Raw genomic sequence first — 24,115 nt, 5'->3', positions numbered from 1 at the left:
ACAGGAGAACAGGCGGGGAGAGGAACATGACGGTGCTGGCATCGGAGATCGCCTTTGCGTCGAGCCATGCGGGCGATCCGGCCAGGGCCATGGCCGAAGTCGCCGGGCAATTGGGAAAGGAGCCGCTGGCCGGGATGCTGCTGTTTTGTTCGCACCGTTTCGACCGGGAGGCGCTGGCGCGGGCGGTCAATCGCAGCGCGGAGGGCGTGGTGGCGATCGGCTGCACCAGTTCGGGCGAGCTTACCGAAAATGGGTATGACGAGGACAGCCTGAGCGTCATCGGCTTTCCGGCCTCGGCCTTTCACATGAGCTCGCTCTGCTTCGATGACATAGAGAATTTCGATCCCGCCGCCGCGCGGCAGGCGGTGCGGGGGCTGGCGGCGCGGGCGGAACGGGAAAGCCGACATCTGGGCGATAAGGTCAATCATGTCGCGCTGTTCCTGGTCGACGGGCTGTCGCACCGGGAAGAATTGCTGACGATGACGATCCAGGACGCGCTGGGCGATATCGCGCTGATCGGCGGGTCGTCGGGCGACGGGCTGGTCTTTCGCGAAACGGCGGTGTTCCATGGCGGGCGCTTCCACGCCCATGCGGCGGTGGTGGCGATCCTTTCCACGCCGCGCCCGATCCATGTGTTCAAGGCGCAGCATTACCAGCCGAGCGCGGCGAAGATGGTCGTCACCGGCGCCATCCCGCAGGACCGGATCGTGACCGAGATCAATGCGGAGCCGGCCGCGCAGGAATATCTGAAACTCGCCGGCCATGGGGGCGAGGCGCTGGGCGTCGCCTTCTATGCCGCCCATCCGCTGATGGTGCGGGCCGGGGGCGATTATCATGTGCGGTCGATACAGAGCGCCAATCCGGACGGCAGCCTGACCTTCTATTGCGCGATCGACGAGGGGATCGTGATGACCGTCGGCGAGCCGGTGGACCGGATTGCGCGGATGGACGCCCTGTTTGCGGACATCGCGGCGCAGGTGGGGCCGGTGGACCGGATCATCGCCTTCGATTGCGTGTTGAACCGCATCGATGCCGAACAGCGGCAGATCAGCCGCGCGGTGTCGGAACTTTACGGGCGGCATCGGGTGATCGGCTTCAACACCTATGGCGAGCAATATCATGCGCTGCACGTCAACCAGACATTCAGCGGCCTGGCCATCGGACGGTGAGGGAGGTCGCCCTCTCTTCCGCCGAGCTGGAGGCGTTGCGGGAAGAGAACCGCAAGCTGCGCAAGATCAACGCGGCGCTGATCGACCGGGTCGAACGGTCGAGCGACATGGCGGGCAATGCCTTTTCGATGTTCGAGACCGCCATCTCGCTGGAAGCCATGGTGCGCGAGCGGACGGCGCAGCTGGAGGAGGCGCTGGCGAAGTTGGCGGAGGTCAATGCCGACCTTGCCGCCGCCCATGGTCATGCCGATGCGGCGCGGATGCGGCTGCGCGATGCGATTGATTCCGTCAACGAGGGCTTTGTGCTGTTCGATGCGGAGGACCGGCTGGTCCTCTATAACGAAGCCTATCTGGGTTTCTGGCCGGAGATTGCGGCGCACATCCGCGAGGGCATGAGTTTCGACGAGATCGCCCGGCTGGCCGCGGCGCATCATCGCCCGGTGGGGCAGGACCGCTGGGTGTCCGACCGGCTGGCGCGCCACAGCGTGGCGGAGGGCGGCCATGTCCAGGCGCTGTCCGACGGACGCTGGGTGCAGATCAATGAACTGCGCACCAGCGAGGGCGGCATCGTCGGCATCTATACCGACATCACCGAGGTGAAGACGGAGGATGCCCGCGACCGGGCGCGCGAACTGGCCGAGCGCAACATCGTGTTGCAGGCGACGCTCGACAATCTGTCGGAGGGCGTCTGCCTGTTCGACGCGGAGGGGCGACTGGCGGCGTGGAACGAGGCGTTGCAACGGCTGCTGGAATTGCCGGAGGAGTGGGCGCAGGAGGGCGGCACCCACGCCGCGCTGCTGGATTGGTGCCGGGGCCGGCTGGGCATGGACGACAGGGGCTGCCTCGACCGGGGCGGCGCGCGCCATCGCAGCGAGCTGGTTCATGCCGGGGGACGCAGTTTCGAGATCCGCAGCAACGCCATGGAACGGGGTGGGCAGGTGATCGGCTTCACCGAGGTCACCGACATGCTGCGCGCGCAGGCGGCGCTGCGCGAGACGGCGGAGACGCTGGAACGGCGCGTGGCGGAACGCACGTCGGAACTGGAGGCGGAGGTAGCGGAGCGGCGCCAGATCGAGGCGCAGCTGATGGATGCCAAGACGGCGGCGGAAAAGGCGAACCTGTCCAAGACCAGCTTCCTTGCCGCGGCCAGCCACGACCTGTTGCAGCCGTTGAACGCGGCGCGGCTGTTCGTCGCGGCGCTGGGCGACCGGCGGCTGGCGCTGCCCACACGGGCGCTGGTCAACCAGACGTCGACCGCGCTCGATTCGGTGGAAGACCTGCTGGAGGCGCTGCTGGAGATTAGCCGCCTGGATGCTGGCGCGATCCAGCCGGAGATCAGCGATTTCCGCATCGACCGGCTGCTGGACACGCTGCGGACGGAATTCGCGCCGATGGCCCGTTCGGCGGGGCTGACGCTGACGGTCGAGGGTCTGGCCGACGAAGGAGGGCCGATCTGGGTACGGTCCGACATTCGGCTGTTGCGCCGCATCCTCCAGAACTTCCTGTCCAACGCCTTGCGCTATACCCAGCGCGGATCGGTGCGCGTCACCTGCGTGGCGGAGGGGGAGGGGATAAGGCTGAGCGTCGCCGACAGCGGCCCCGGCATCCCCCCGGACAAGCAGCAACTGATCTTCGAGGAGTTTCGCCGCCTCGAAACGCATGGGGGCAGGGGCGCGGGTGGCAAGGGGCTGGGCCTGGCCATCGTCCGGCGGGCGAGCGACATGCTGCGCCATGAGGTGACGCTGGAATCCGTGCCGGGGCAGGGTTCGACCTTTTCGATCCGCGTGCCGCGCGGCGGGGCGGTGGTGGAGGAAGGGGAGGGCGGCGCCGCGCAGCGCAGCGACCGTTCGATGCGCGGGCTGAAGGTGCTGGTGGTCGACAATGAACGCGCGATCCAGACCGGCATGGCCACGCTGCTGGGCGGCTGGGGCTGTGCCGTGGCCACGGCGGCGGGATTTGAGGAGGCGGTGGCGGCCTTCGCGGACGAGGACGCGCCCGACGTCATCTTGGTCGACTATCATCTGAACGACGGCGAGACCGGGGATGGCGTGATCGAGCGGCTGCACGGCCATTTCGGGCGGGCGGTACCTTCGGTGATGATCTCGGCCGACCGGGGTGAGGCGCTGAAGGCGCGGATGGACGGCTGGGGCATTCCGCTGCTGGGCAAGCCGGTGAAGCCGGCGCAGTTGCGCGCCCTGTTGCGGACGATGTTGAAATAGGGCTGAAACAGGGCCGTGCCCGGCGATCGGATTCAGGAAGGGCGCAGGTTTCGGCGCTTCATTTCGTCCAGCACCGCCTGTTCGAAGCCGCTGGGCCGTTTCGTGTCGCCGATCCTGCGGCGGATGGCGAGCAGTTGCTGGTCCGTCAGATCGGCCGCGTCGGCAGCGTCTTTCAGATGATCGTGCACGGCGAATCTCCGGATCACGGCGGTGAGAAGTGTCGCACGAAAGCCGGGCAGGGGCAATTTACCGGAAAGTTCTAGTACGATCGGAGAGCAGGGGGAGGCCGCCCCGTCCGGGGAGCGGCCCGCCCATCTTCATGCCGCCAGGTCGAAGCGGTCGGCGTTCATCACCTTGGTCCAGGCAGCAACGAAGTCGTTCACGAACTTGTCGCCCGCATCGGCGGAGGCATAGACCTCCGACAAGGCGCGCAGTTGCGAGTTCGATCCGAACACCAGGTCGACGCGCGTGCCGGTCCATTTCTGTTCGTTGGACGTGCGGCAGGTGCCGGTGAAGATGTCCTTCTGCCCCTCTGCTTCCTTCCAGGCCGTGCCCATGTCGAGCAGGTTGACGAAGAAGTCGTTGCTGAGCGTGCCGGGACGGTCGGTGAACACGCCATGCCGCGCACCGCCATGATTGGCGCCCAGCACGCGCAGGCCGCCGACCAGCACCGTCATTTCCGGGGCGCTGAGCGTCAGCAACTGGGCGCGGTCGATCAGCAGTTCCTCGACCGGGACATTGAACGGCACGGGCAGATAGTTGCGGAAGCCGTCGACCTTCGGTTCCATCACCTCGAAATTCTGCACGTCGGTCTGTTCCTGCGACGCGTCGGTGCGGCCCGGAATGAAGGGCACCTCGATCGAGCGCCCGCCATCCCTCGCCGCCTTCTCGATCGCCGCCGATCCGGCCAGCACGATGAGGTCCGCGAGCGAGACCTTCTTCGCCCCCGCGATGTCGAACTCGGCCTTGATCTTCTCCAGCGCGGAGAGGACGCGGCCAAGCTGCTCCGGCTGGTTCACATCCCAGTCCTTTTGCGGGGCAAGGCGGATGCGCCCGCCATTGGCGCCGCCGCGATGGTCCGACCCGCGATAGGTGGAGGCGGAGGCCCAGGCGGTCGTCACCAGTTCAGCCACGCTGAGGCCCGACGCCAATATCTTCTGCTTGAGCGAGGCGATGTCCGAAGCGTCGACCAGCGGATGGTCGACCGCCGGGATCGGATCCTGCCAGATCAGGTCCTCGGCCGGTACTTCGGGGCCGAGATAGCGCGCCTTGGGCCCCATGTCGCGATGGCACAGCTTGAACCAGGCGCGGGCGAAGGCATCCTCGAACGCGGCGGGGTCATTGCGGAAGCGTTCGGAGATCTTCCGATATTCCGGGTCCATCTTGAACGCCATGTCGGCGGTCGTCATCATCGTCGGCACGCGCCGGTCGGGGCTGTGCGCGCCCGGCGCCATATCCTCCGGCTTCTGATTGACCGGCTGCCACTGCTTGGCGCCCGCTGGGCTCTTCACCAGTTCATATTCATAGTCGAGCAGCATGTGGAAGAAGCTGTGGTCCCAGGTCCGGGGCGTGGGCGTCCACGCGCCCTCGATGCCGCTGGTGATGGTGTGGTCGCCCACGCCGCTTTCATAGCCGCTCTGCCAGCCCAGGCCCTGCTGCGCTATGTCGGCGCCCTCGGGTTCCTTGCCGACCTTGGACGCGTCGCCCGCGCCATGCGCCTTGCCGAAGGTGTGGCCGCCCGCGGTGAGCGCGACGGTTTCCTCATCGTTCATGCCCATGCGCAGGAAGGTTTCGCGGATGTCGCGCGCCGATTGCAGCGGGTCGGGATTGCCGCCCGGTCCTTCGGGATTGACGTAGATGAGGCCCATCTGGATCGCGGCGAGCGGGCTTTCGAGGGCCATGTTCTTTTCGGGCTGGATGCGGGTCTCATTGCCCTCCTGCCCGACCCAGAATTCCTCCGTGCCCCAATAGACGTCCTTTTCCGGCTCGAACACGTCGGCGCGGCCGCCGCCGAAGCCGAAGACCGGGCCGCCCATCGATTCGATGGCGACATTGCCGGCGAGGATCATGAGGTCGGCCCAGCTCAGCTTCTGCCCATATTTCTGCTTGATCGGCCACAGCAGGCGGCGGGCCTTGTCGAGATTGGCATTGTCCGGCCAGCTGTTGAGCGGGGCGAAGCGCTGCGAGCCGGAGGAGGCGCCGCCGCGGCCGTCGCCGGTGCGATAGGTGCCCGCCGAGTGCCAAGCCATGCGGATGAAGAAGGGGCCGTAATGGCCGTAATCCGCCGGCCACCAGGGCTGGCTGTCGGTCATGAGGGCCGTCAGATCCCTTTTCAGCGCGTCATAATCGAGCGTCTTGAAGGCTGCGGCATAATCGAAATCGTCGCCCAGCGGATTGCCGGACAAGCCGTTCTGCTGGAGAATGTCGAGCGAGAGCTGGTTGGGCCACCAGTCGCGATTGGTGCGCCCCAGCAGGGATCGAAGCGCCGCCGGCTCCTTCATGGGGCAGGCCAACGGATCATTGCTCGTCTTTGCGTCCATTGCACGGGTTCCTTTCAGCTTCTCCGGATGGGGGGATTTTAGGCCATGGCCGGCAAAGGGGGAACTGCGACGGCCATGTTATTTTTCCGATGACTGTATGGAATTTATTGCATGAAAGGGGAGGCGCCCGCCCCTGATCCTTCAAACGGGGTGAACGACTCCGCCCGATGGCCGCTCGCCTAGATGCTGAATGCGAAATGGCTGGCGCCCTTTTGCAGCCGCCGCCAGTTTTCCGCATTCATGTGCACCAGCGTGTGATGGTCGCCGCCCTCGAACCAGACATCCTGACCCATCAGCATGTCGTCGTCGATGATGGTCTTCAGCCCGTAGGCCGCGCCGACCGGGGGCAGCGCGCCGAGGTCGCAATCAGGAAACAGCGCCGCGGTCGTATGCTCCTCCGCCAGGGACACGTCGCGGGCCAGCCATTGCTGCAGGAAGTTGAAGCTCACATGTTTGGAAGAGGGGAGGACGGCCAGCAGATATTCGTCGCCCGCCTGCACCAGCACGGCCTTCGCCACCTGCCGGCCGGGGACATGCGCCGCCTGCGCCGCCCGCGCCATCTCTGTCGAGGGTTCATGCGGCCATTCGTCGAACCTGGTGCCGCAGCGGTCCATATAGCCGCGCAATCTCTGGGAAATCGCCATGACATCCTCCATCGGCCTGTGCCCGGGGGCATGGTCAGCGGGGCGTCGTGCGCGGTGCCGGAAATGGGGGCCGGCACAAGGGCGGGCGGCGAGTCTGGCCAATGCCGTCTATAGGTGAAGAATAGCAGATTTGCCGGCGACAAGCGATCCCGCCCTGGAACCCTCAATCGGCGCGGAAATGCACCCGATTGGCCTTGATCACCGCCTGGGTGCGGCTGAGCACGCCCAGCTTCTGGAGAATGGCGGAGACATGCGCCTTGATGGTGGTCATCGACACGCCGAGATCATGTGCGATCTGCTTGTTCAGCCGGCCGCGCACCAGATGCGCCAGCACCGTTTTCTGCTGCGGCGTGAGGCTGTCGATACGGCGGGCGATTTCATCCTCCTCCGCGGTGGGAGCGATCGTCTCGCCCATGGCCTCCGGCAGGTAGATCTCGCCCGAGACCACGCGATGGAGCGCGTCGACAATGGCGCTGCGCTTCAGTGACTTGGGAATGAAGCCCGCGGCGCCGGCGGCCAGCGCCTCCTGCACGATCGGGCGGTCGAAGGCGCCCGACACCATCACCACGGGCAGGATCGGAAAACGATCGCGCAGCAGTTTGAGGCCATCCAGGCGGCGGACATCGGGTATGTTGAGGTCGAGCAGGATGAGGTCGAAATTGTCCTGCTTTTCCAGCAAGGCGACGGCCTCTTCCATGCTTGCCGCCTCGAAGATCTCGCAATTGTCGAAGCTGATCGCGATCACGCTGCGCAGCCCGTCGCGCACGAGGGGGTGATCGTCGACGATCAGTACCCGCTCCATGATTGCCTCGCCACCCATATACTGGCCCACCCCTTGCCCCGGATAATCGGACAAGTCATGGGCCGTGGCAAGCCGCATCGCGCCAGGCGGGACCGCCCGGATGGAGGGGATGTGGTTGCCGCGGCCCATGACGATCATCGTGCTTATCCCTTATTTAGGCAGCTTGAACACCCAGAGCGAACCGCCCTGGTTGATGTCCTTGAAGCTCTTGGCGACTTCGCCGCCCCAGAGCGGCACCGCGCCACCCCAGCCGGACATCACCGCCACATATTGCTCGCCATCCTGTTCCCAGGTGACGGGGCTGCCCACCACGCCCGATCCGGTCTGGAACTTCCACAGTTCCTGGCCCGTCTTGGCGTCGAAGGCCTTGAGATACCCCTCCGGCGTGCCGGTGAAGACGAGGTTGCCCGCGGTCGAGAGCACGCCGCCCCAGAGGGGCGCCTTGTTCTTATATTCCCAGACGATCTTGCCCGTCTTGGGGTCCATGGCGCGCAGCGCGCCGATATGATCCTCCGCAATGGGCTTGATGGTGAAGCCGGCGCCCAGATAGGCTGCGCCCTTCTTGTAGGCGATCGGCTCGTTCCAGATGTCCATGCCCCAGTCGTTGGACGGGATGTAGAAGAGGCCGGTGTCCTGGCTGTAGGCCATGGGCATCCAGTTCTTTCCGCCCAGGAAGCTGGGGCTGGCGAAGACCGACGATCCCTTGGCCGCCTCGCCCGGTGCGCCGGGGCGATTGGCGTCGTTGTAGTTGGGCCGGCCGTTCTTGTTGAAGCCATTGGCCCAGGTCGTCTGCATGACGAACTTGTTGGCGCTGACGAACTTGCCGTTGGTGCGGTCGAGCACGAAGAAATAGCCGTTGCGGTCTGCCTTCGCGCCCAGCTTCATCGCCTTGCCGTTGACGGTGGCGTCGAAGGGGATGAATTCGTTGACGCCGTCGAAATCCCAGCCGTCATGCGGGGTCGTCTGGAAATGCCATTTGATGACGCCGGTGTCGGGATCGATCGCCAGCGTCGAGCTGGTGTAGAGATTGTCGCCGGGGCGCAGATGGCTGTTCCACGGCGCGGGGTTGCCGGTGCCAAAGAAGAGCAGGTTGGTTTCCGGATCATAGGTGCCGCCCAGCCAAGTGGCGCCGCCGCCGGTCTTCCACAGGTCGCCCTGCCAGCTGGCGTTGGTCTTGCCGGTGATGCCGTTGTCCTTGCCATTGAGGGTGCCCATATGCCCCTCTATGGTCGGGCGGCGCCAGACCAATTCGCCGGTGTTGACGTCGCGCGCCTCGACCGCGCCGACAATGCCGAATTCGCCGCCGCTATTGCCGTAGATCACCTTGCCCTTCACCACCATGGGTGCGGCGGTGGCCGAATAGCCGGCCTGATAGTCCGCGATCTGCTTGTTCCAGATGACCTTTCCGGTGTGGCGGTTGAGCGCGACCATGTGCGCGTCCAGCGTCGCGAAGATGATCTTGTCGCCATAGATCGCCGCGCCGCGGTTCACCACGTCGCAGCAGGGCATGATCGCTTCGGGCAGGCGGGCGTCATATTGCCACTTTTCCTCGCCCGTGCGCGCGTCGAAGGCGAACACGCGCGAATAGCTGCCGGTGACGTAGATGGTGCCGTCATAGACGATCGGCTGCGCTTCCTGCCCGCGCTGCTTTTCCCCGCCGAGCGAGGAGGCGAAGGCGGGTACCAGTTTCGCGACATTGGAGGCGTTGATCGCCTTCAGCGAGCTGAAGCGCTGCGCCTGCGGACCCATGCCATAGGTCAGAACGTCGCCCGGCGTCGCCGCGTCGTTCATGAGGTCCGCATCGGTTGGACCTTCGGCCAGCAATGGCGCGGCGGCAACCGCCAAGCCCAGGATCGCGGCGCCGGACAGGGCTCGCGTCAAACGTCCTTTCATTCTTTCCTCCCTCTGTTGAAAGGGCGTGCTCGGCGCCCCCGACCGTTGCAGATTATTGCACCTGTTGTGCGCAGCAATTGGACCTTGGGTCGGCCCCTTCCCCCCGACTCTCCGGAACGGGGAGGGGCAGGTGCCCGATCTCAACCCGCCGCCAGCGCGGGTGTCCATTCCACGCCATAGGGGGCGAACAGTGCCTTCATCTCGCCGCTGGCGGCCATGGCGACGACGATCTCCTCCACCGCGTCGCCCAGGGTGCGGCTGTTTTCCCTGACCGCCATGCCGATGTCCCATCCGGGCGAGGTGAAGGCGGGCAGGGGCCCCTTGCGCAAGGCAAGGCCCTTCGCGCCGCGGTGCAGCCCTTCCTCGATCTGTGCGCGGCTGGCGAGGACGGCGTCCGCCTTGCCCGCCGCGACGGCCGCGACCGCTTCGGCGCCGCTGGGATAATGCGCGACATCCTTCGCCAACAGGCCGCCGAAGGAACCGATCAGGTAGAAGTCGGGAATGGAGTCGAGTTCAGCCGCCAGCCTGTGCCCGCGCCATCCGGTGGGCGGCGCTTCCAGATCAATGGCGTCCGGCATGCCGGCAAGACGGAAGCTCTCGCGATAATAGGGCGCGATGATCGCCACCTGGTCGTTGCGGGCGGCGAAGGTCCGGTCGAAGGGGATGTGCAGCATCAGGTCGCCCGGCGCGAAGCCGAGCAGTCCGCCCTTCCACACGCCATGGCGCAGATCGTCGTCCACGCTTTCGTCCGCGACGAGCTGGGCGAGGTCGGCGCGCACGCCCAGTTTCCCGGCGATCGCATGCGCCAGATCGACGTCGAGGCCGACGAGCTTCCCGCCTTCCTCCCAGGACCAGGGGCGATTGTCCCTGTAGACGACCACCCGCAGCACGCCCAGGTCCTTGACCTTGCCCAGCGGTGCCGCATGCGCCATGCCGGGCCTCATCCCTAGCCCCAGCGCCATCGCCGCGCCCGCTGCGCCGATCAGGCCACGCCGGCTGAACATGGCCTCAGCCCTGGAACTTGGTTTCGAGCCAGGCGCGGATCGCCCAGCCGGCCTTCTGGCCCAGCACGTCCCCGAAGGGCGGCATATAAACCTTTCCATCATGGCTGGAGCCGTGGCGGAAGCGTTCGACGAACCATTGATCGCCCGATTCGCCCTGTTCCAGATAGCGCAGGTCCGGCGCGATGCCGCCGCTTTCGGCGTCGAGCCCGTGGCAGCGGGCGCAATTCTGGCCATAGGCGGACTGGCCGATCTCTATGGCCTTGGCATTGCCGCTATAGGGGTTTTTCTGAAGCCATTCCTCGCCAATGTCCGGCAAGGCGGAGGTGTCGACCGCCTGCGGCGTCACATTGCCGTGCGCCATCAGGCCGGTTGCCGTGGTCGCGCCCAATATGGCGACGGCGCCCAGCAGCGAAATGCGTCCCAGATTCATGCTCGAAATCCTCACCCGAATTGATTGGGGCAAGTGTAGGGCAGCGGGCTTTGCCGCCCTATTGGCCGTTGGTACTATCCCGGTGGAGGCGCGCGCGCCTTAAAACTCGCGGGTGCCATACAGGAACATGGAATATCCATCGGGCGGCGGAGAGGATCAGGGCGGATGAAGCGCATCATTCTGGCGGGGTTGGTACTGGCTCCGGCGAGCGCGCAGCCAGTGAGCGCGTGGGCGGAGACGCTCTATGTCTCCAACGAGCGCGGCAACAGCGTCACGGTGATCGACGCGGCCAGCGCGAAGGTGGTCGCGACATGGGCGGTCGGCGGCCGGCCGCGCGGGATCACCGTGTCGAAGGACGGGAAATATATCTATCTGTGCGCATCGACCGACCATGCCGTGCAGGTGATCGAGCGGGCCACGGGCAAGGTCGTGGCGGAGTTGCCGTCAGGGGAGGATCCGGAGCAATTCTTCCTCTCGCGCGATGGCGGGACGCTGTTCGTCGCCAATGAGGACAATGCGGCGCTGACCGCGATCGACCTTGGGACCAGGACGGTCGCCTTCCAGGTGGATGTCGGCGGGGAGCCCGAAGGCGTGGCGCAAAGTCCCGACAGCCGGTGGGTCGCGGTGACGTCGGAGGAGGAGAATGTCGTCAACTGGGTCGACGTGGCGAAGAGGGAAATGGTCGAGGCGACGCCCGTCGACCTGCGCCCGCGCCATGTCGAATTCACCCGCGACGGCGCCCAGCTCTGGGTCGCGGCAGAGGTAGGCGGGACGGTGCAGATCATCGATATGGCCTCCCGCAAGGTGGTCGAGACGCTGCATTTCGCCATTCCGGGCGTGGCGGAGCATCGCATATTGCCCTGCGGGATCCGCTTCACGCCGGACGGCAGGACGGCGGTGGTGGCGCTGGGTCGGGCGGATCATGTCGCGCTGGTCGACGTGGCGAGCCGCAAGGTGCGCGCCTATGTGCCGGTGGGTAAGCGGGTATGGCATGTCGCGGTGAGCGGCGATGGCGCGCGGGCCTATGCGGCCAATGGCCTTTCGGACAATGTGAGTGTGATCGATCTGGCCAGGGGAGAGGTCACGGGAACGATCCCGGTGGGGACGGCGCCCTGGGGAATCGTGGCGGTCCCCTGACTGTCCGCAGATAGGTTACCCCCTCATCCCAAGGGAGGAAGCCCTAAGTCCAATTTTCCTGCCGGGGCGTCCGCCTCACTCTCTCTTCAGCCGGGGGCATTGACCGGCACAAAGAGGGAGGATGTTATGAAAAGGACGCTGCTCCTCGCGAGCGCGGCCATGGGGCTGCTTTGCGCGACTGCCACGCCGGCGTTGGCCGGGACCACCGCCGATCTGCTGAAGCGGCTGCATGAGAAGAGAATCCTCTCCGATGAGGAATATCAGGAGCTGCTGAAGAATGAGAGCGCCGAGGCGGCTTCGGCGCCTGCCGCCCCGCCGGTGACACCCGACGCGTCGGGCGGCGGCCGGACCGTGCGCATGACCGACAGCGGCGTCGGCTTCGAAATGGGCGACGTCACGCTCAAATTCTCCGGCTCGGTCAACGGCTTCTACGTCCATGATAATGGCGAGGCACCCAGCGCCACCAACAGCGTGGTCGGCGGCGTGGCGACGGTAGGCGGCAAGAGTTCGGCGATCCGCAACGGCCTGCTGCCAGGCTTCCTGAAGGTCGAGGTCATGACCCGGCAGGGCGGCTGGGATGTGGGCGCGCATTTCGGCATGTATCCGGGCATTAATTCGGTGAACTATGCGGCGGGCGGTGGCGCGAACAGCCCCGGCAATCCGCGCGGGCTGCAGACGGCGGGCATCGATTTCCGCCAGACCTACCTGACCTTCGGCCGGTCGGGCTTTGGCGAGGTGAAGATCGGCCGCGACATCGGCCTGTTCGCCTCCGAGCAGATACTGAACGACATCACCCTGCTGTCTTCGGGAACGCCGGCGGGCAATGTCGCGCCGTCCAACACCACGCTGGGGCGGATAGGCGTCGGCTATATCTACACCGATTTCCAGCCGCAGATCACCTATACCACGCCCAGCTTCAGCGGCTTTACCGCCAGCCTCGGCATTTTCGAGCCCTTGTCGTCGCTGACCGGGCCGGACGAGGCCAACAAGGAGCCGGGCTTCCAGGGCAAGCTGGTCTATGACGGCAAGTTCGGCGGCGTGGGCACGCGCCTGTGGGCGGCCGGCATCCGGCAGAAGCATAATGTGATCGCGGGTCCGGACTATACCAGCTGGGGCTGGGACGCGGGCGCGAAGGTGACGGTGGGTCCGCTGACGCTGGTCGGCACCTATTATGATGCCTCGGGCCTTGGCACGACGGCGCTCAACCTGTTCGACACCGATGGCCTGGGCAACAAGCGCGACAGCCATGGCTTCTACCTGCAAGGGCTGGCGACGTTCGGGAAAGTCTCGGTCGGGGGCAGCTATGGCGAGAGCAGTCTCGACTATGCCAACGCCGCCGACGCGCTGGCCAATCCGACGCTGGTGGACAAGAATTCGAGTTGGGTCGGGCAGCTCCGCTACGGCCTTACGAGCTGGGTGACGCTGCTCAGCGAATATGTCCACACCAAGTCGGAAGCGCATAACGGCAACCAGGCTAGTTCCGACGCCGTCGCGGCGGGGGCGATCCTGTTCTTCTGATGCCGACCGAAGGAACAATGTCACGGGGCGGGGCCGCATCCTAACAGGGATGCGGCCCCATTTTTTCATGGCTGGACAATGGCCTGGCGGTCGAGGAACAAGGAAGAAGAGGCAAGGGGATGAGGAAGGGCATGCGGCTGGTCGGCGCGGCATGGGCGATGCTGGCGGGGCAGGCCATGGTCCTGGACGCGCGGGCGGAGACGGCCGACGCCGATGCAGAGCGGCAGCCGATCGTCGTCACGGCGCCCGGCGGCGCGATCGATGCCGATGATGCGTTGCACCTGACCGGCGCGGACATCGGCCGCGCGGGGGCGCCCGACCTGCTGGGCGCACTGACCCGGTCGATCGCGGGCGTGACCCTGCAGGATGCGCAGGGCAATCCGTGGCAGCCCAATCTGGTCTATCGCGGCTTTACCGCTTCCCCCTTGCAGGGGCAGGCGCAGGGGCTGGCGGTCTATCTGGACGGGGCGCGCTTCAACCAGCCCTTTGGCGATACCGTCGCCTTCGATCTGTTGCCGGAGGCGGCGATTCGCGGCGTCACCCTGCTTGACAGCAGCGCTGTCTACGGGCTGAACGCGCTGGGCGGGGCGATGGTGATCGACACCAGGACGGGCGCCAGCGATCCGGGGCTGGAGGCGAGCCTGACCGGCGGCCATTTCGGGTCGCGGGAGGCGAGCGTCGCGGGCGGCCTGAAGAGGGGCGATTTCAGTGCCTTCGGCGCGTTCCAGTACCGCCATGAGGACGGCTGGCGCGACCATTCGCCCTCCACCCTCTATAATGGCTATGCCGACCTGGGCTTCGACACCGCGACGGGCGGGCTGCATCTGAAGTGGATCGGCGCCGACACGGACCTGGCGGGCAATGGCGTCGCGCCGGTCGAATTGCTGGCGGCGGACCGGCGGGCGGTCTTCACCTGGCCCGACAATGCCAGAGCGCGCTATGGCCGGGTCAGCCTGCACCCCTGGGTCGCGTTGGGGGAGGGGACGCGGATCGAGGGCACGTTCTATGCCCAGCGGTTGAAGCTGCGCACCGTGAATGGCGATGCCGCCGACATGGAGGTGTGCGAGGACGAGGATCGCGCCGGGCTGCTCTGCCTGGAGACCGTGGGCGGGACGGAAGAGGCGCTGCTGACCGATGGCGACGGGCGGCCGATTGCCGATGTCCGGGGCGGCGAGGGCTATGGCGTGCTCAACCGTGGCCGGCTCGACAGCCGGGCGATGGGCGCGCTGGTCCAGATGATCGACGAGCGGGCGTTGCCGGGCGGGCGCAATCACCTTGCCATTGGGCTGAGCTATGACACGAGCCGCAGCCGCTTTGGCGCGTCGACCGAACTGGGCGCGCTGACGGAGGATCGCAGCGTCCAGGGGCTGGGGCCGTCCATCGTGCAGGAGGACGGCGCCATCGGGCCGGTCGGCCTGGTCGCGCATGCCAGCTATTGGGGGCTGTTCGCGCAGGACCGGCTGCCGCTGACCCCCCGGCTCTCGGCGGAGATCGGGCTGCGCTACAATCATGTCGCGATCGCGATGCGCGACCGGATCGGCACGGCGCTCAACGGCGATCATCGGTTCGAGCGGCTGAACCCCGGTCTGGAGTTCGATTACCGGCTGTCGCAGGAACTGGACCTGCGCGTCGGCTATGCCGAGAGCAACCGCGCGCCCACGCCCGCCGAACTGTCCTGCGCCGATGAGCATGCGCCGTGCAGCCTCGCCAATTTCTTCATTGCCGATCCGCCGTTGAAGCAGGTCGTCGCCAAAAGCTGGGAAGCGGGCGCGGGCGGGCGGGGCCGGTGGGGCGGGTTCCGGCTGGAATGGCTGTTGTCCGCCTATCGCACGCGCAACCGCGACGACATTCAATTTGTCGCGTCCGACATTCGCGGGCGCGCCTGGTTCCGCAATATCGGCGCCACCCGGCGGCAGGGCGTGGAGTTCACCCTGAAGGCCGTGCGCGGCGGCTTTTCCGGGGCCCTCAGCTATGCCTTCACCGACGCGACCTACCGGCATGAGCTGGCGCTTTCCAGTCCCGCCAATCCCGCGGCGGACGAGGACGGCGTGATCCTTGTCCGGCCCGGAGACCGGCTGCCCGGCATTCCCCGCCACAGTGCGACGCTGTCGCTGGACTATGCCGGGCGGGGCTGGTCGGCCGGCGGCGACCTGATCGCGCGGACGGGACAATATCTGGTGGGTGACGAGGGCAATGACCAGCCGCCGCTGAAGGGCTATGCGCTGGTCAATCTGCGCGCCGGGGTCGATATCCTGCCGGGCGTGACGCTGTTCGGCGAGTTGCGCAATGCGCTGGACTGCAAATATGCGACCTTCGGCACGTTCAGCGACATCGGGGAGGTGGCGATGGCGCAAGCGCCGCATGCGTCCGATCCGCGCGCCTATGGGCCGGGCGCGCCGCGCCGCTGGTATGCGGGGGTGAAGGCTCGATTCTAGAGCCAACCGGCTTGGATCGCCGGCTAATCGCGCCAGATCAGGCTGGCTGGTCGATGCGGGGCAGCAGCCGCGCCTCCAGCCCCGGATAGAGGTGGGAGACGCTGCGTTGCAGTTCGTATCGTGCCGCCGCCATGGTCGCGAAGCGTGGGGGGATTGGCAGTTCGCCCGCCTCCACCATGTCGAGGCCCGATTGCACCGCCCGCGTCAGCGCGTCCTCCAGCCAGTCGATCCAGTCGCGGGTCTGGGCAATGGCGGCCCTGCCGCCCGGATCGAACGGGCCATGGCCGGGGACCAGGCCGTCATGCGGTTCGCTCGCCAGCCGGTCGAGACTGGCGCGCCAGCGGGGAAGGTCGGCGGTCGGCGTGCTGGGTGCGCGATCGTGAAAGACGAGGTCGCCGCCGATCAGCAGGCCGCTTCGTTCGTCCAGCAGCGCCAGGTCCGCGCCGCTGTGGCCGGAAAGCGCCAGCAGCCGCAAGCCGCGCCCGCCGAAATCATCGCGCCCTGTCGTGATCGGCAGGCCGGGAAGGACCAGTTCGGTGCCGCGCATCCAGTCGTTCAGCAACCGGTACATCGCGTCTGAATAGCCGCGTCCCTCGCGGGCGAGCGCTTCGATCGTGCCGGGCAGCGCCGCAACGATCCCGGGATCGAAGGCGGCGATGCCCATGCCGTGATCGGGGTGCAGATGGGTGACATAGACGCGGACCACCCTCTGGCCGGTCAGTTCCTCCGCCACCTTGCGCAGCGCCTGCCCATAGGAGAGCGACGGGCCGCAATCGCACAGCACCGTCCCCGCCGGCGTGGCGATGATCGCGATATTGGCGATGGCGCCGCCATTGGCCGGATCGATCGGGGCGTCCGCGCCGTGGATCATCCATATTCCGTCCGCGACGGCGACGGGATCGATCGCATAGCGGCCGCGCGCCTGCGCGGGCAAGGCGGCGAGCGCCATGCCGCCGGTGATCAGTCCGCGCCGGGTGAGCATCATCGCGGCGGGGGCGACTGGCGCGCGACGGACAGTGCCGCGTGATAATCGCGTCCGTTGGTGTCGCGGGCATCGACCGTCAGCATGTCGCCCGCCGCGGCATGAGGGACCAGGGTGATGGCCGGGTCTTCCGCGACCGAAGCCCAGATCTCCATCCGGCCCAGTTCGCGGCCGGCGCCGTCGCGCACGGTCAGCTGTTCCAGATGATAGGTGGGAATGGCATCGACCAGCCCGGTATCCATCGGGTGCCGGAAGCTGATGCGCAGGCGGCTGGCCGGGGTTGGCCCGGCGACGGGCCAGGCTTCGCCCCTGATTTCGCCCAGATGTTCGGCCCAGTCGCCCTTGACGCGGCTGACCGGCGGCGTCGAGCAGCCGCCGCCCGCCGCGTCGATCCAGCCGCCCGACACCAGCCATTCGCCGCTCGCCAACTGCACCGCGCCGCGCACGGGCGTGCGCTGGTCCAGCTTGATCCGGGTGGCGAGATAGGCGTCGCTGTCCGTCGGGTGATAGTCGATGGCGATGGGGATCGGGTTGAGGTCTGCCATCAGCACGATGCGTCGGACGCCGGCAATGGCGCGGGCGTCGATGGCCACCGGGAAGCTGCGCTGATTTTCCGCGATCTGGGGAAAGCCGACCTTCACCCGCGGGTCGAAGCGGACCGGATCGTCGCCGAACAGCAGCTTCGCATGCGCTTCCCACATCGGCGATTCGAGCGGATCGGCAGGCACGGATGCGTCTGCGCGCGCCGCCAGCGCGAGCAGGGCCAGGGTCATGGCTGCGTATCTTCGCCCTTTCACGTCCTTCTCCCTTGGTGCAGATCTACAGGCTGGCGCAATGCGCTACCATTGGCCCTTGGGTCGGATGGGGAGGGCCGGGAATGAGGATGACTGTATGGGGCGCCGCATTGCTGCTTTGCGCGGCGCCGGTGGGGGCGGAGCCATTGTTCGGCCCCGACGGATATCGCATCGCCGCCTATCGCGCGCCGGTCGCCCGCCCGCCCGACGGGGTTGGCCGGATCGCCCCGGCCGCCGCCGCGGCCCTGCGGCCGGGGCGGGACGCGCTGTTCATCGATGTCCTGCCGGCCGAGGGCGGGCATAGGGAGCGCGACGGGCGCTGGCGGCTGGCGGAGCAGCATGAAAGCGTTCCGGGCGCGCACTGGTTTCCCGAAGCGGGCAGGGGCGTGCCGGAGCCCGGCATCGCGGCCTGGTTCGCAGGTGGCGTGCGGCGGCTGACGGGTGGACGGCGGGATCGCATGCTCCTGGTCTTCTGCCGGGCCGATTGCTGGATGAGCTGGAACGCCGCGCGGCGGCTGCGCGCCATGGGCTATCGCAATGTCTGGTGGCTGGCGGAGGGGACGGACGGCTGGCGCGACCTGGGACAGCCATTGGCGCGGGCGGTGCCGGAGGGAGGCGTCGTGCGCGCGAGCGCTCCGTCCTAGATCAGGCGCGGGTCGTGCCCCGATTTTGTCGTGGCATGCTTTGGTCTGCTCAAGCTCTAGGACCAATGGCCCATTGCGAGGATCCGCCGCGCTGCGCCATCTTTTGCCCAAGCATGTTTGCATGGGAGAGAGAGCCTTGACCGACATTCGCATCACCCTGGGCGCTGTTGGCGCCGTCGCGCTGCTGGCGCTGGCGCCGCTTTCGGCGCAGGCCAGGGACATCATCGTCCATATGAAGAACCAGGGCGCGGATGGCGCCATGGTGTTCGAGCCGTCCTTCGTGAAGGCGGCTGTGGGCGACACCATCCGTTTCCAGCCAAGCAATCCCAGCCATAATGCCGAAACCATGGCGAACATGCTGCCGGCCGGCGCGACCCCGATGAAGGGCGCGATGAACAAGGAGGCAGTGCTGACCGTCACCAAGCCGGGCCTCTACGGCATCAAGTGCATGCCGCATTATTCGATGGGCATGGTCGCCCTGGTGCAGGTGGGCAAGGTAACCCCGGCCGATCTCGCCGCCGCCAAGGCGGTGAAGTTGCCGCCCTTCGCCGCCAAGCGGATGACCGCCGCGCTTGCCAAGGTGAAGTGAGATCCGCCGATGCTGACCACGGCCCCCCTTGTCTATCCCGTGCCGCCGCTCTGGTCGGCGGAGGCGAAGGTCGATGCCGCCGCCTATGCCGCGGGCTATCGCCGATCGATCGATGACGCTGACGCCTATTGGCTGGAGCAGGCGCGGCGGCTGGACTGGCTGCGCGAACCCACCCGCGCCGACGAGAGCAGCTTTGCGGAGCGGAATTTCGGCATAAGCTGGTTCAGCGACGGCATGCTCAACGTGTCGGCCAATTGCCTGGACCGCCATCTGGAGACGCGCGGGGACCAGGTGGCGATCATCTGGGAACCCGACGATCCGGAGGAACCGGCGCGGCGCTTCACCTATCGGCAATTGCATGCGGAGGTGTGTCGCTTCGCCAATGTGCTGAAGGCGGCGGGCGTGGGCCGCGGCGACCGGGTGACGCTCTACCTGCCGATGATTCCGGAGGCCGCCTTCGCCATGCTCGCCTGCGCGCGGATCGGGGCGATCCATTCCGTCGTGTTCGGCGGCTTTTCGCCCGAGGCGCTGGCGGGGCGGATCACCGATTGCGACAGCCGGATCGTCATCACCGCCGATGAGGGGCGGCGCGGCGGCAGGACCGTGCCGCTCAAGCGCAATGTCGACGCGGCGGCGGTTCTGGCGCCGGGGCTGGAGCGCGTGATCGTCGTCCGGGCGACCGGCGGCGATGTTGCAATGGATGCTGGGCGCGACGCCTATTATGACGAGCTGGCCGCCACCGTTTCCGTCGATTGTCCGGCCGAGGCGATGGCGGCGGAAGACCCGCTGTTCCTGCTCTATACCTCCGGATCGACGGGCAAGCCCAAGGGCGTGCTGCATTCGACCGGGGGCTATCTGCTCTGGGCGGCGATGACATTCGACCTGAGCTTCGACCATCGGCCGGGCGAAGTCTTCTGGTCATCCGCCGATGTCGGCTGGGTCACGGGGCACAGCTATATCGTCTATGGGCCGCTGGCCAATGGCGGCACCACGCTGATGTTCGAGGGGGTGCCGAACTGGCCGACGCCCAGCCGCATCTGGGAAGTGGTCGACCGGCATCAGGTGGCGACGCTCTACACCGCGCCGACGGCGCTGCGTTCGCTGATGAAGGAAGGCGACGATTTCGTGACCCGCACCAGCCGCACGTCGCTGCGCCTGCTGGGGACGGTGGGCGAGCCGATCAATCCCGAGGCCTGGCGCTGGTATCATGAGGTGGTAGGCGAGGGGCGCTGCCCCATCGTCGACACCTGGTGGCAGACCGAGACGGGCGGGCACATGATCACGCCGTTGCCGGGCGCGACGGACCTGAAGCCGGGTGCGGCGGCCAGGCCCTTTTTCGGGGTGGAACCCCTGCTGGTCGACGGCAATGGCGTCGCCGTGGACGGCGAAGGGGAGGGCAATCTCTGCATCGCGCGGAGCTGGCCGGGGCAGGCGCGCACTGTCTGGGGCGACCATGAGCGCTTCTTCCAGACCTATTTCACCACCTATCCAGGGCTGTACTTCACCGGCGACGGTTGCCGGCGCGACGCGGACGGAGACTATTGGATCACGGGCCGGGTGGACGACGTCATCAACGTGTCCGGGCACCGCATGGGCACGGCGGAGGTCGAGAGCGCGCTGGTGCTGCACGAAGCGGTGGCCGAGGCGGCGGTCGTGGGCTTTCCGCACGACATCAAGGGCCAGGGCATCTACGCCTATGTGACGCTCAACAGCGGCGAGGAAGCGAGCGACGCGCTGCGCCAGACGCTGGTCAAATGGGTGCGCAGCGAGATCGGGCCGATCGCGACGCCCGACGTGATCCAGTTCGCCCCCGGCCTGCCCAAGACCCGGTCGGGCAAGATCATGCGCCGCATCCTGCGCAAGATCGCGGAGGGTGAAGTGTCCCCGCAGGCGCTGGGAGACATTAGTACACTTGCCGATCCGGCCATCGTGCAGGAGCTGGTCGAAAGCCGCGCCGCATAGAGCAGCGATGGGGCGGGAAGAGGCATGTCCTTCCCGCCGCCGCAGCAGGGTTAAGAAATGGTTGATGACCATCGGTGGCAGGCGAGCGCTAAGCCGTTGATCATAATCGCTTTGTGATCGACCCCGTCCAATGATAGAAAGCTGCGCGGTTTCGATGCAGAAGGTTGTCGATGGACAGGAAACTGGCAAGCGAACGGGGTGCGGAGCAAAAGGCGCTAGCGGCCCGATGGAGCATAGCCGCCGAAGCCATGGAAGCGCTGGCCGGTGCTCGGTCCCTGGAGGCCATCACCCATGTCCTGCGAGCCTTCGCGCGTCGCGCGGTCGGGGCGGACGGCATTGCGGTCGTCCTGCGCGACGAGGACGAGTGTCACTATATCGCGGAAGATTCGATGGAGCCGCTTTGGGCGGGCCAGCGCTTTCCCGCGGCGAGCTGCGTATCGGGCTGGGCGATGGAGAATCACCGGACCGCGGTGATCCCGGACATATTCGACGATCCCCGCGTGCCGGTGGAGGCCTATCGCACCACATTCGTGCGGTCCATGGTGATGGTGCCGATCGGCCGCGTCGAGCCCATAGCCGCTCTGGGCGCCTATTGGTCGGAATTCGCGCAGCCCACAGAAAATGAGATCGCGCTGCTGGAGGCCCTGGCCCGCGCGGCGTCCACCGCGCTGGAAAATGGGCGGCTGTTCGCATCGCTGGAAGCGCTGAACGATCAGCTGGAACGCCGCGTCAGGGAACGCACCACGGAACTGGAGCGGTCGCAGGACAGCCTGCGCCAGGTCCAGAAGCTGGACATGCTGGGCCAGTTGACCGGCCATGTCGCCCATGATTTCAACAATCTGCTGATGCCGATCGTCGGCGGGCTGGACCTGATCCTGTCGGGCAAGCGGACCCCGGAGTCGATCGAGCGGCACGCGACCATCGCGATGCAGGCGGCGGAAAGCGCCCAGACGCTGGTGCAGCGGCTCCTGACCTTTGCCCGCCGCCAGCCCCTGACCGCAAAGGCGGTAGACCTGTCAACCCTGCTCGATGGCATGCAGGCCCTGCTGGCCAGCACGCTGGGCCCGCGGATCGCGCTGTCGCTCGATCTGCAACCGATGCTGCCCGCCGTGCGCGCCGATGCCCACCAGCTTGAGGTCGCGCTGCTCAATCTGGCGGTCAACGCGCGCGATGCCATGCTCGATGGCGGCGCCTTCAGCATAAAGGCGGAGGCCCGGAAGAGCCGCCTGCCCGCCGCTCTGGCGCCGCCTGGTCCCTATGTCTGCCTGACCGTCAGCGATACCGGCACCGGCATGACGCCGTCGGTCCGGGCTGCGGCGATGGAACCCTTTTTCACCACCAAGCCTTCCGGCCACGGTACGGGACTGGGCCTGTCCATGGTCCATGGCCTTGCCACCCAGCTTGGCGGCACAGTGGAGATCGACAGCGCCGTGGGCGAGGGTACGAGCGTCAGGCTCTGGCTGCCGGTCGAGCAGGCCCCTGTCGCGAAAGCCGAACCGCCCGCGGTCGGGGAAGAACCCAAAGCGCGATCGGGCAAGGTGCTGCTGGTGGATGATAATGACCTTGTCCGGAACAGCACACGGGCGATGCTGGTCGACATGGGCTATGAGGTGATCGACACCGACCGCGCCGAACATGCCCTCACGATGATCGAATCAGGCGACCGGCCGGACATCCTGATCACCGACCATATCATGCCGGGCATGACGGGAGTGGAACTGGCGCTGCGCCTGCGTGCCGATCATCCGAAGATCGCGCTGCTGATCATATCGGGTTATGAGGGGGTGGACCTGATCGCGCCCGACATCACCCGCCTGTCAAAGCCGTTCCGGCATCAACATCTGCAGGCCTGCATCTCCGCCGCGCGCGCGCAGACCGCCTGATCCGGGTATATGACGGCTCCCGCCGGGCTGCCTGTTCCGGTCAGGCCGCCTGGGCGATGTCGACCGTGTAATGCGCGCTTGTCCTTTCGGCGACGTCGTCTTCTGTCACGCCCGGAGCGAGCTGGACGAGGCGGAAGGGGCTGTCATGGTCGGGCCGCTGGAAGACGCAGAGGTCGGTGACGATCATGTCGACCACATTCCTGCCGGTCAGCGGCAGGGTGCAGGCCGGGATGAACTTGGGGCTGCCATCCTTGGACGTGTGTTCCATGACGACGATGATCTTCTTGACGCCCGCGACCAGGTCCATCGCGCCGCCCATGCCCTTGATCATCTTGCCGGGGATCATCCAGTTGGCGATGTCGCCATTTTCCGCAACCTCCATCGCGCCCAGAACGGTGAGGTCGATATGCCCGCCCCGGATCATCGCGAAGCTGTCCGCGCTGGAGAAATAGCAGCTCTGCGGCAATTCGCTGATCGTCTGCTTGCCCGCATTGATGAGGTCGGCATCCTCCTCCCCCTCATAGGGAAAGGGGCCGATGCCCAGCATGCCGTTCTCCGACTGCAGCGTCACTTCCACGCCGGCGGGGATATGGTTGGCCACCAGCGTCGGTATGCCGATCCCCAGGTTCACGTAGAAACCGTCGCGCAGTTCCTGCGCCGCGCGCGCGGCCATTTCATCTCTGCTCCAGGGCATCAGACGGCCTCCCTCTGGCGGACGGTGCGGAATTCGATCTTCTTGTCATAGGGCGCGCCCACGATCATGCGCTTGACGTAAATGCCGGGCAGATGGATCGCGTCCGGGTCAAGCGCGCCGGTGGGCACCACCTCCTCCACTTCGGCAACGCAGATCTTCGCCGCCGTCGCCATGGGCTGGTTGAAGTTGCGCGCCGTCTTGCGGAAGATGAGGTTGCCGCTCTCGTCGGCCTTCCAGCCCTTGATGATCGCCACATCGGCAAAAATCCCGCGCTCCAGGATATAATCCTGCCCGTCGAAGACCTTGACCTCCTTGCCCTCGGCCACCGCCGTGCCGACGCCGGTCTTGGTATAGAAGCCCGGAATGCCCGCGCCGCCCGCCCGGCACCGTTCCGCCAGCGTCCCCTGCGGGCAGAATTCCACCTCCAGCTCGCCGGCCAGATATTGCCGCTCGAACTCCTTGTTCTCCCCCACATAGCTGGAGATCATCTTCTTCACCTGCCGCGTGCGCAGCAGCTTGCCCAGACCCTCCCCGTCAATCCCCGCATTGTTCGAGGCAATCGTCAGGTCCTTGACCCCGCTGTCGCGGATCGCGTCGATCAGCCGTTCCGGTATCCCGCACAGCCCAAATCCGCCCGCGCACAAATGCATCCCGTCAAAGAGAAGCCCCTCCAACGCGCGCGCAGCATCGGGGTAAAGCTTCTTGACCATGAGCAAGCCTCTCCTTCGCGGCCTGTTCTGGCGCAGGTGAATTATCATTTCCAATGATTTGTTTTT

At 66.6% G+C, this 24,115-nt stretch carries 20 protein-coding genes; 9 read left to right on the top strand and 11 right to left on the bottom strand.

Annotation, left to right across the window (positions count from 1 at the left end):
- Positions 1-26 precede the first annotated feature (26 nt).
- Both MRBLMA1_RS10590 and MRBLMA1_RS10585 read left to right on the top strand, forming a co-directional pair.
- Complete coding sequence (locus MRBLMA1_RS10590) at positions 27-1,169, top strand: FIST N-terminal domain-containing protein (RefSeq protein WP_363736670.1); 1,143 nt, start codon at positions 27-29, stop codon at positions 1,167-1,169.
- Positions 1,166-3,388 (top strand): hybrid sensor histidine kinase/response regulator, encoded by a 2,223-nt coding sequence (locus MRBLMA1_RS10585; RefSeq protein WP_363736668.1) that lies wholly within the window; start codon positions 1,166-1,168, stop codon positions 3,386-3,388. Before MRBLMA1_RS10590 ends, MRBLMA1_RS10585 begins: the two co-directional genes overlap by 4 nt.
- 32 nt (positions 3,389-3,420) lie before the next feature.
- On the opposite strand, the gene MRBLMA1_RS10580 is transcribed toward MRBLMA1_RS10585, so the two are convergent.
- From MRBLMA1_RS10580 to pedF, 7 genes are all read right to left on the bottom strand, one after another.
- Entirely contained in the window at positions 3,421-3,576 is a 156-nt protein-coding gene (locus MRBLMA1_RS10580; protein WP_363736666.1) for a hypothetical protein, read from the bottom strand.
- Positions 3,577-3,705: 129 nt separating this feature from the next.
- Positions 3,706-5,928, bottom strand: coding sequence for a catalase/peroxidase HPI (katG, locus tag MRBLMA1_RS10575; protein WP_363736661.1), 2,223 nt, complete (start codon positions 5,926-5,928; stop codon positions 3,706-3,708).
- A gap of 179 nt (positions 5,929-6,107) precedes the next feature.
- Complete coding sequence (locus tag MRBLMA1_RS10570) at positions 6,108-6,572, bottom strand: aminoacyl-tRNA deacylase (protein WP_363736659.1); 465 nt, start codon at positions 6,570-6,572, stop codon at positions 6,108-6,110.
- A gap of 163 nt (positions 6,573-6,735) precedes the next feature.
- Positions 6,736-7,512 carry a response regulator transcription factor gene (locus tag MRBLMA1_RS10565; RefSeq protein ID WP_363736657.1) on the bottom strand — a complete coding sequence of 259 codons (777 nt, stop codon included), beginning with the start codon at positions 7,510-7,512 and terminating at the stop codon, positions 6,736-6,738.
- 12 nt (positions 7,513-7,524) lie between these two features.
- Entirely contained in the window at positions 7,525-9,267 is a 1,743-nt protein-coding gene (locus tag MRBLMA1_RS10560; RefSeq protein WP_363736655.1) for a methanol/ethanol family PQQ-dependent dehydrogenase, read from the bottom strand.
- A gap of 140 nt (positions 9,268-9,407) precedes the next feature.
- Complete coding sequence (locus tag MRBLMA1_RS10555; RefSeq protein ID WP_363736653.1) at positions 9,408-10,271, bottom strand: substrate-binding periplasmic protein; 864 nt, start codon at positions 10,269-10,271, stop codon at positions 9,408-9,410.
- Positions 10,272-10,275: 4 nt separating this feature from the next.
- Positions 10,276-10,701 carry a cytochrome c-550 PedF gene (pedF, locus tag MRBLMA1_RS10550; RefSeq protein ID WP_363736652.1) on the bottom strand — a complete coding sequence of 142 codons (426 nt, stop codon included), beginning with the start codon at positions 10,699-10,701 and terminating at the stop codon, positions 10,276-10,278.
- Between the two features lie 165 nt (positions 10,702-10,866).
- Between pedF and MRBLMA1_RS10545 the strand changes: the two genes are divergently transcribed.
- The 3 genes from MRBLMA1_RS10545 to MRBLMA1_RS10535 all read left to right on the top strand — a co-directional run bounded on the left by MRBLMA1_RS10545 (position 10,867) and on the right by MRBLMA1_RS10535 (position 15,791).
- Positions 10,867-11,838 carry a PQQ-dependent catabolism-associated beta-propeller protein gene (locus MRBLMA1_RS10545; RefSeq protein ID WP_363736650.1) on the top strand — a complete coding sequence of 324 codons (972 nt, stop codon included), beginning with the start codon at positions 10,867-10,869 and terminating at the stop codon, positions 11,836-11,838.
- 126 nt (positions 11,839-11,964) lie between these two features.
- The gene (locus MRBLMA1_RS10540) at positions 11,965-13,356 is read left to right on the top strand and encodes a porin (RefSeq protein ID WP_363736648.1); all 1,392 of its coding nucleotides are present in this window, start codon (positions 11,965-11,967) and stop codon (positions 13,354-13,356) included.
- Positions 13,357-13,475: 119 nt separating this feature from the next.
- On the top strand, positions 13,476-15,791 hold the full coding sequence (locus MRBLMA1_RS10535; protein WP_363736646.1) for a TonB-dependent receptor: 2,316 nt from the start codon (positions 13,476-13,478) through the stop codon (positions 15,789-15,791).
- A 37-nt stretch (positions 15,792-15,828) separates the two neighbouring features.
- Here the strand turns inward: MRBLMA1_RS10535 and MRBLMA1_RS10530 are convergent, their stop codons facing one another.
- Both MRBLMA1_RS10530 and MRBLMA1_RS10525 read right to left on the bottom strand, forming a co-directional pair.
- Entirely contained in the window at positions 15,829-16,776 is a 948-nt protein-coding gene (locus MRBLMA1_RS10530; RefSeq protein WP_363736644.1) for a quinoprotein relay system zinc metallohydrolase 1, read from the bottom strand.
- Entirely contained in the window at positions 16,773-17,546 is a 774-nt protein-coding gene (locus MRBLMA1_RS10525; RefSeq protein WP_363736642.1) for a quinoprotein dehydrogenase-associated SoxYZ-like carrier, read from the bottom strand. Before MRBLMA1_RS10525 ends, MRBLMA1_RS10530 begins: the two co-directional genes overlap by 4 nt.
- Before the next feature lie 104 nt (positions 17,547-17,650).
- Here MRBLMA1_RS10525 and MRBLMA1_RS10520 point away from each other — a divergent pair, with 104 nt between their 5' ends.
- The 4 genes from MRBLMA1_RS10520 (at position 17,651) to MRBLMA1_RS10505 (ending at position 22,645) form a co-directional block, all read left to right on the top strand.
- Complete coding sequence (locus tag MRBLMA1_RS10520; RefSeq protein WP_363736640.1) at positions 17,651-18,211, top strand: rhodanese-like domain-containing protein; 561 nt, start codon at positions 17,651-17,653, stop codon at positions 18,209-18,211.
- 136 nt (positions 18,212-18,347) lie between these two features.
- Entirely contained in the window at positions 18,348-18,800 is a 453-nt protein-coding gene (locus tag MRBLMA1_RS10515) for a pseudoazurin (protein WP_363736638.1), read from the top strand.
- Between the two features lie 9 nt (positions 18,801-18,809).
- Complete coding sequence (gene acs / locus MRBLMA1_RS10510; RefSeq protein WP_363736636.1) at positions 18,810-20,762, top strand: acetate--CoA ligase; 1,953 nt, start codon at positions 18,810-18,812, stop codon at positions 20,760-20,762.
- 170 nt (positions 20,763-20,932) lie between these two features.
- Positions 20,933-22,645, top strand: a complete 1,713-nt coding sequence (locus MRBLMA1_RS10505; protein ID WP_363736634.1) for a GAF domain-containing hybrid sensor histidine kinase/response regulator — start codon at positions 20,933-20,935, stop codon at positions 22,643-22,645.
- Positions 22,646-22,685: 40 nt separating this feature from the next.
- Here the strand turns inward: MRBLMA1_RS10505 and MRBLMA1_RS10500 are convergent, their stop codons facing one another.
- Both MRBLMA1_RS10500 and MRBLMA1_RS10495 read right to left on the bottom strand, forming a co-directional pair.
- A complete protein-coding gene (locus tag MRBLMA1_RS10500; RefSeq protein ID WP_363736632.1) occupies positions 22,686-23,339 on the bottom strand; it encodes a CoA transferase subunit B in 654 nt (217 codons plus the stop codon).
- The gene (locus MRBLMA1_RS10495) at positions 23,339-24,049 is read right to left on the bottom strand and encodes a CoA transferase subunit A (RefSeq protein ID WP_363736630.1); all 711 of its coding nucleotides are present in this window, start codon (positions 24,047-24,049) and stop codon (positions 23,339-23,341) included. Before MRBLMA1_RS10495 ends, MRBLMA1_RS10500 begins: the two co-directional genes overlap by 1 nt.
- Positions 24,050-24,115: the final 66 nt, after the last annotated feature.

It is taken from the genome of Sphingobium sp. LMA1-1-1.1 (genome assembly GCF_040676365.1).
Taxonomy (GTDB): Bacteria; Pseudomonadota; Alphaproteobacteria; order Sphingomonadales; family Sphingomonadaceae; genus Sphingobium.
The sequence above is the reverse complement of the archived record's forward strand: the minus strand, read 5'-3'. Positions and strand labels throughout refer to the sequence as shown.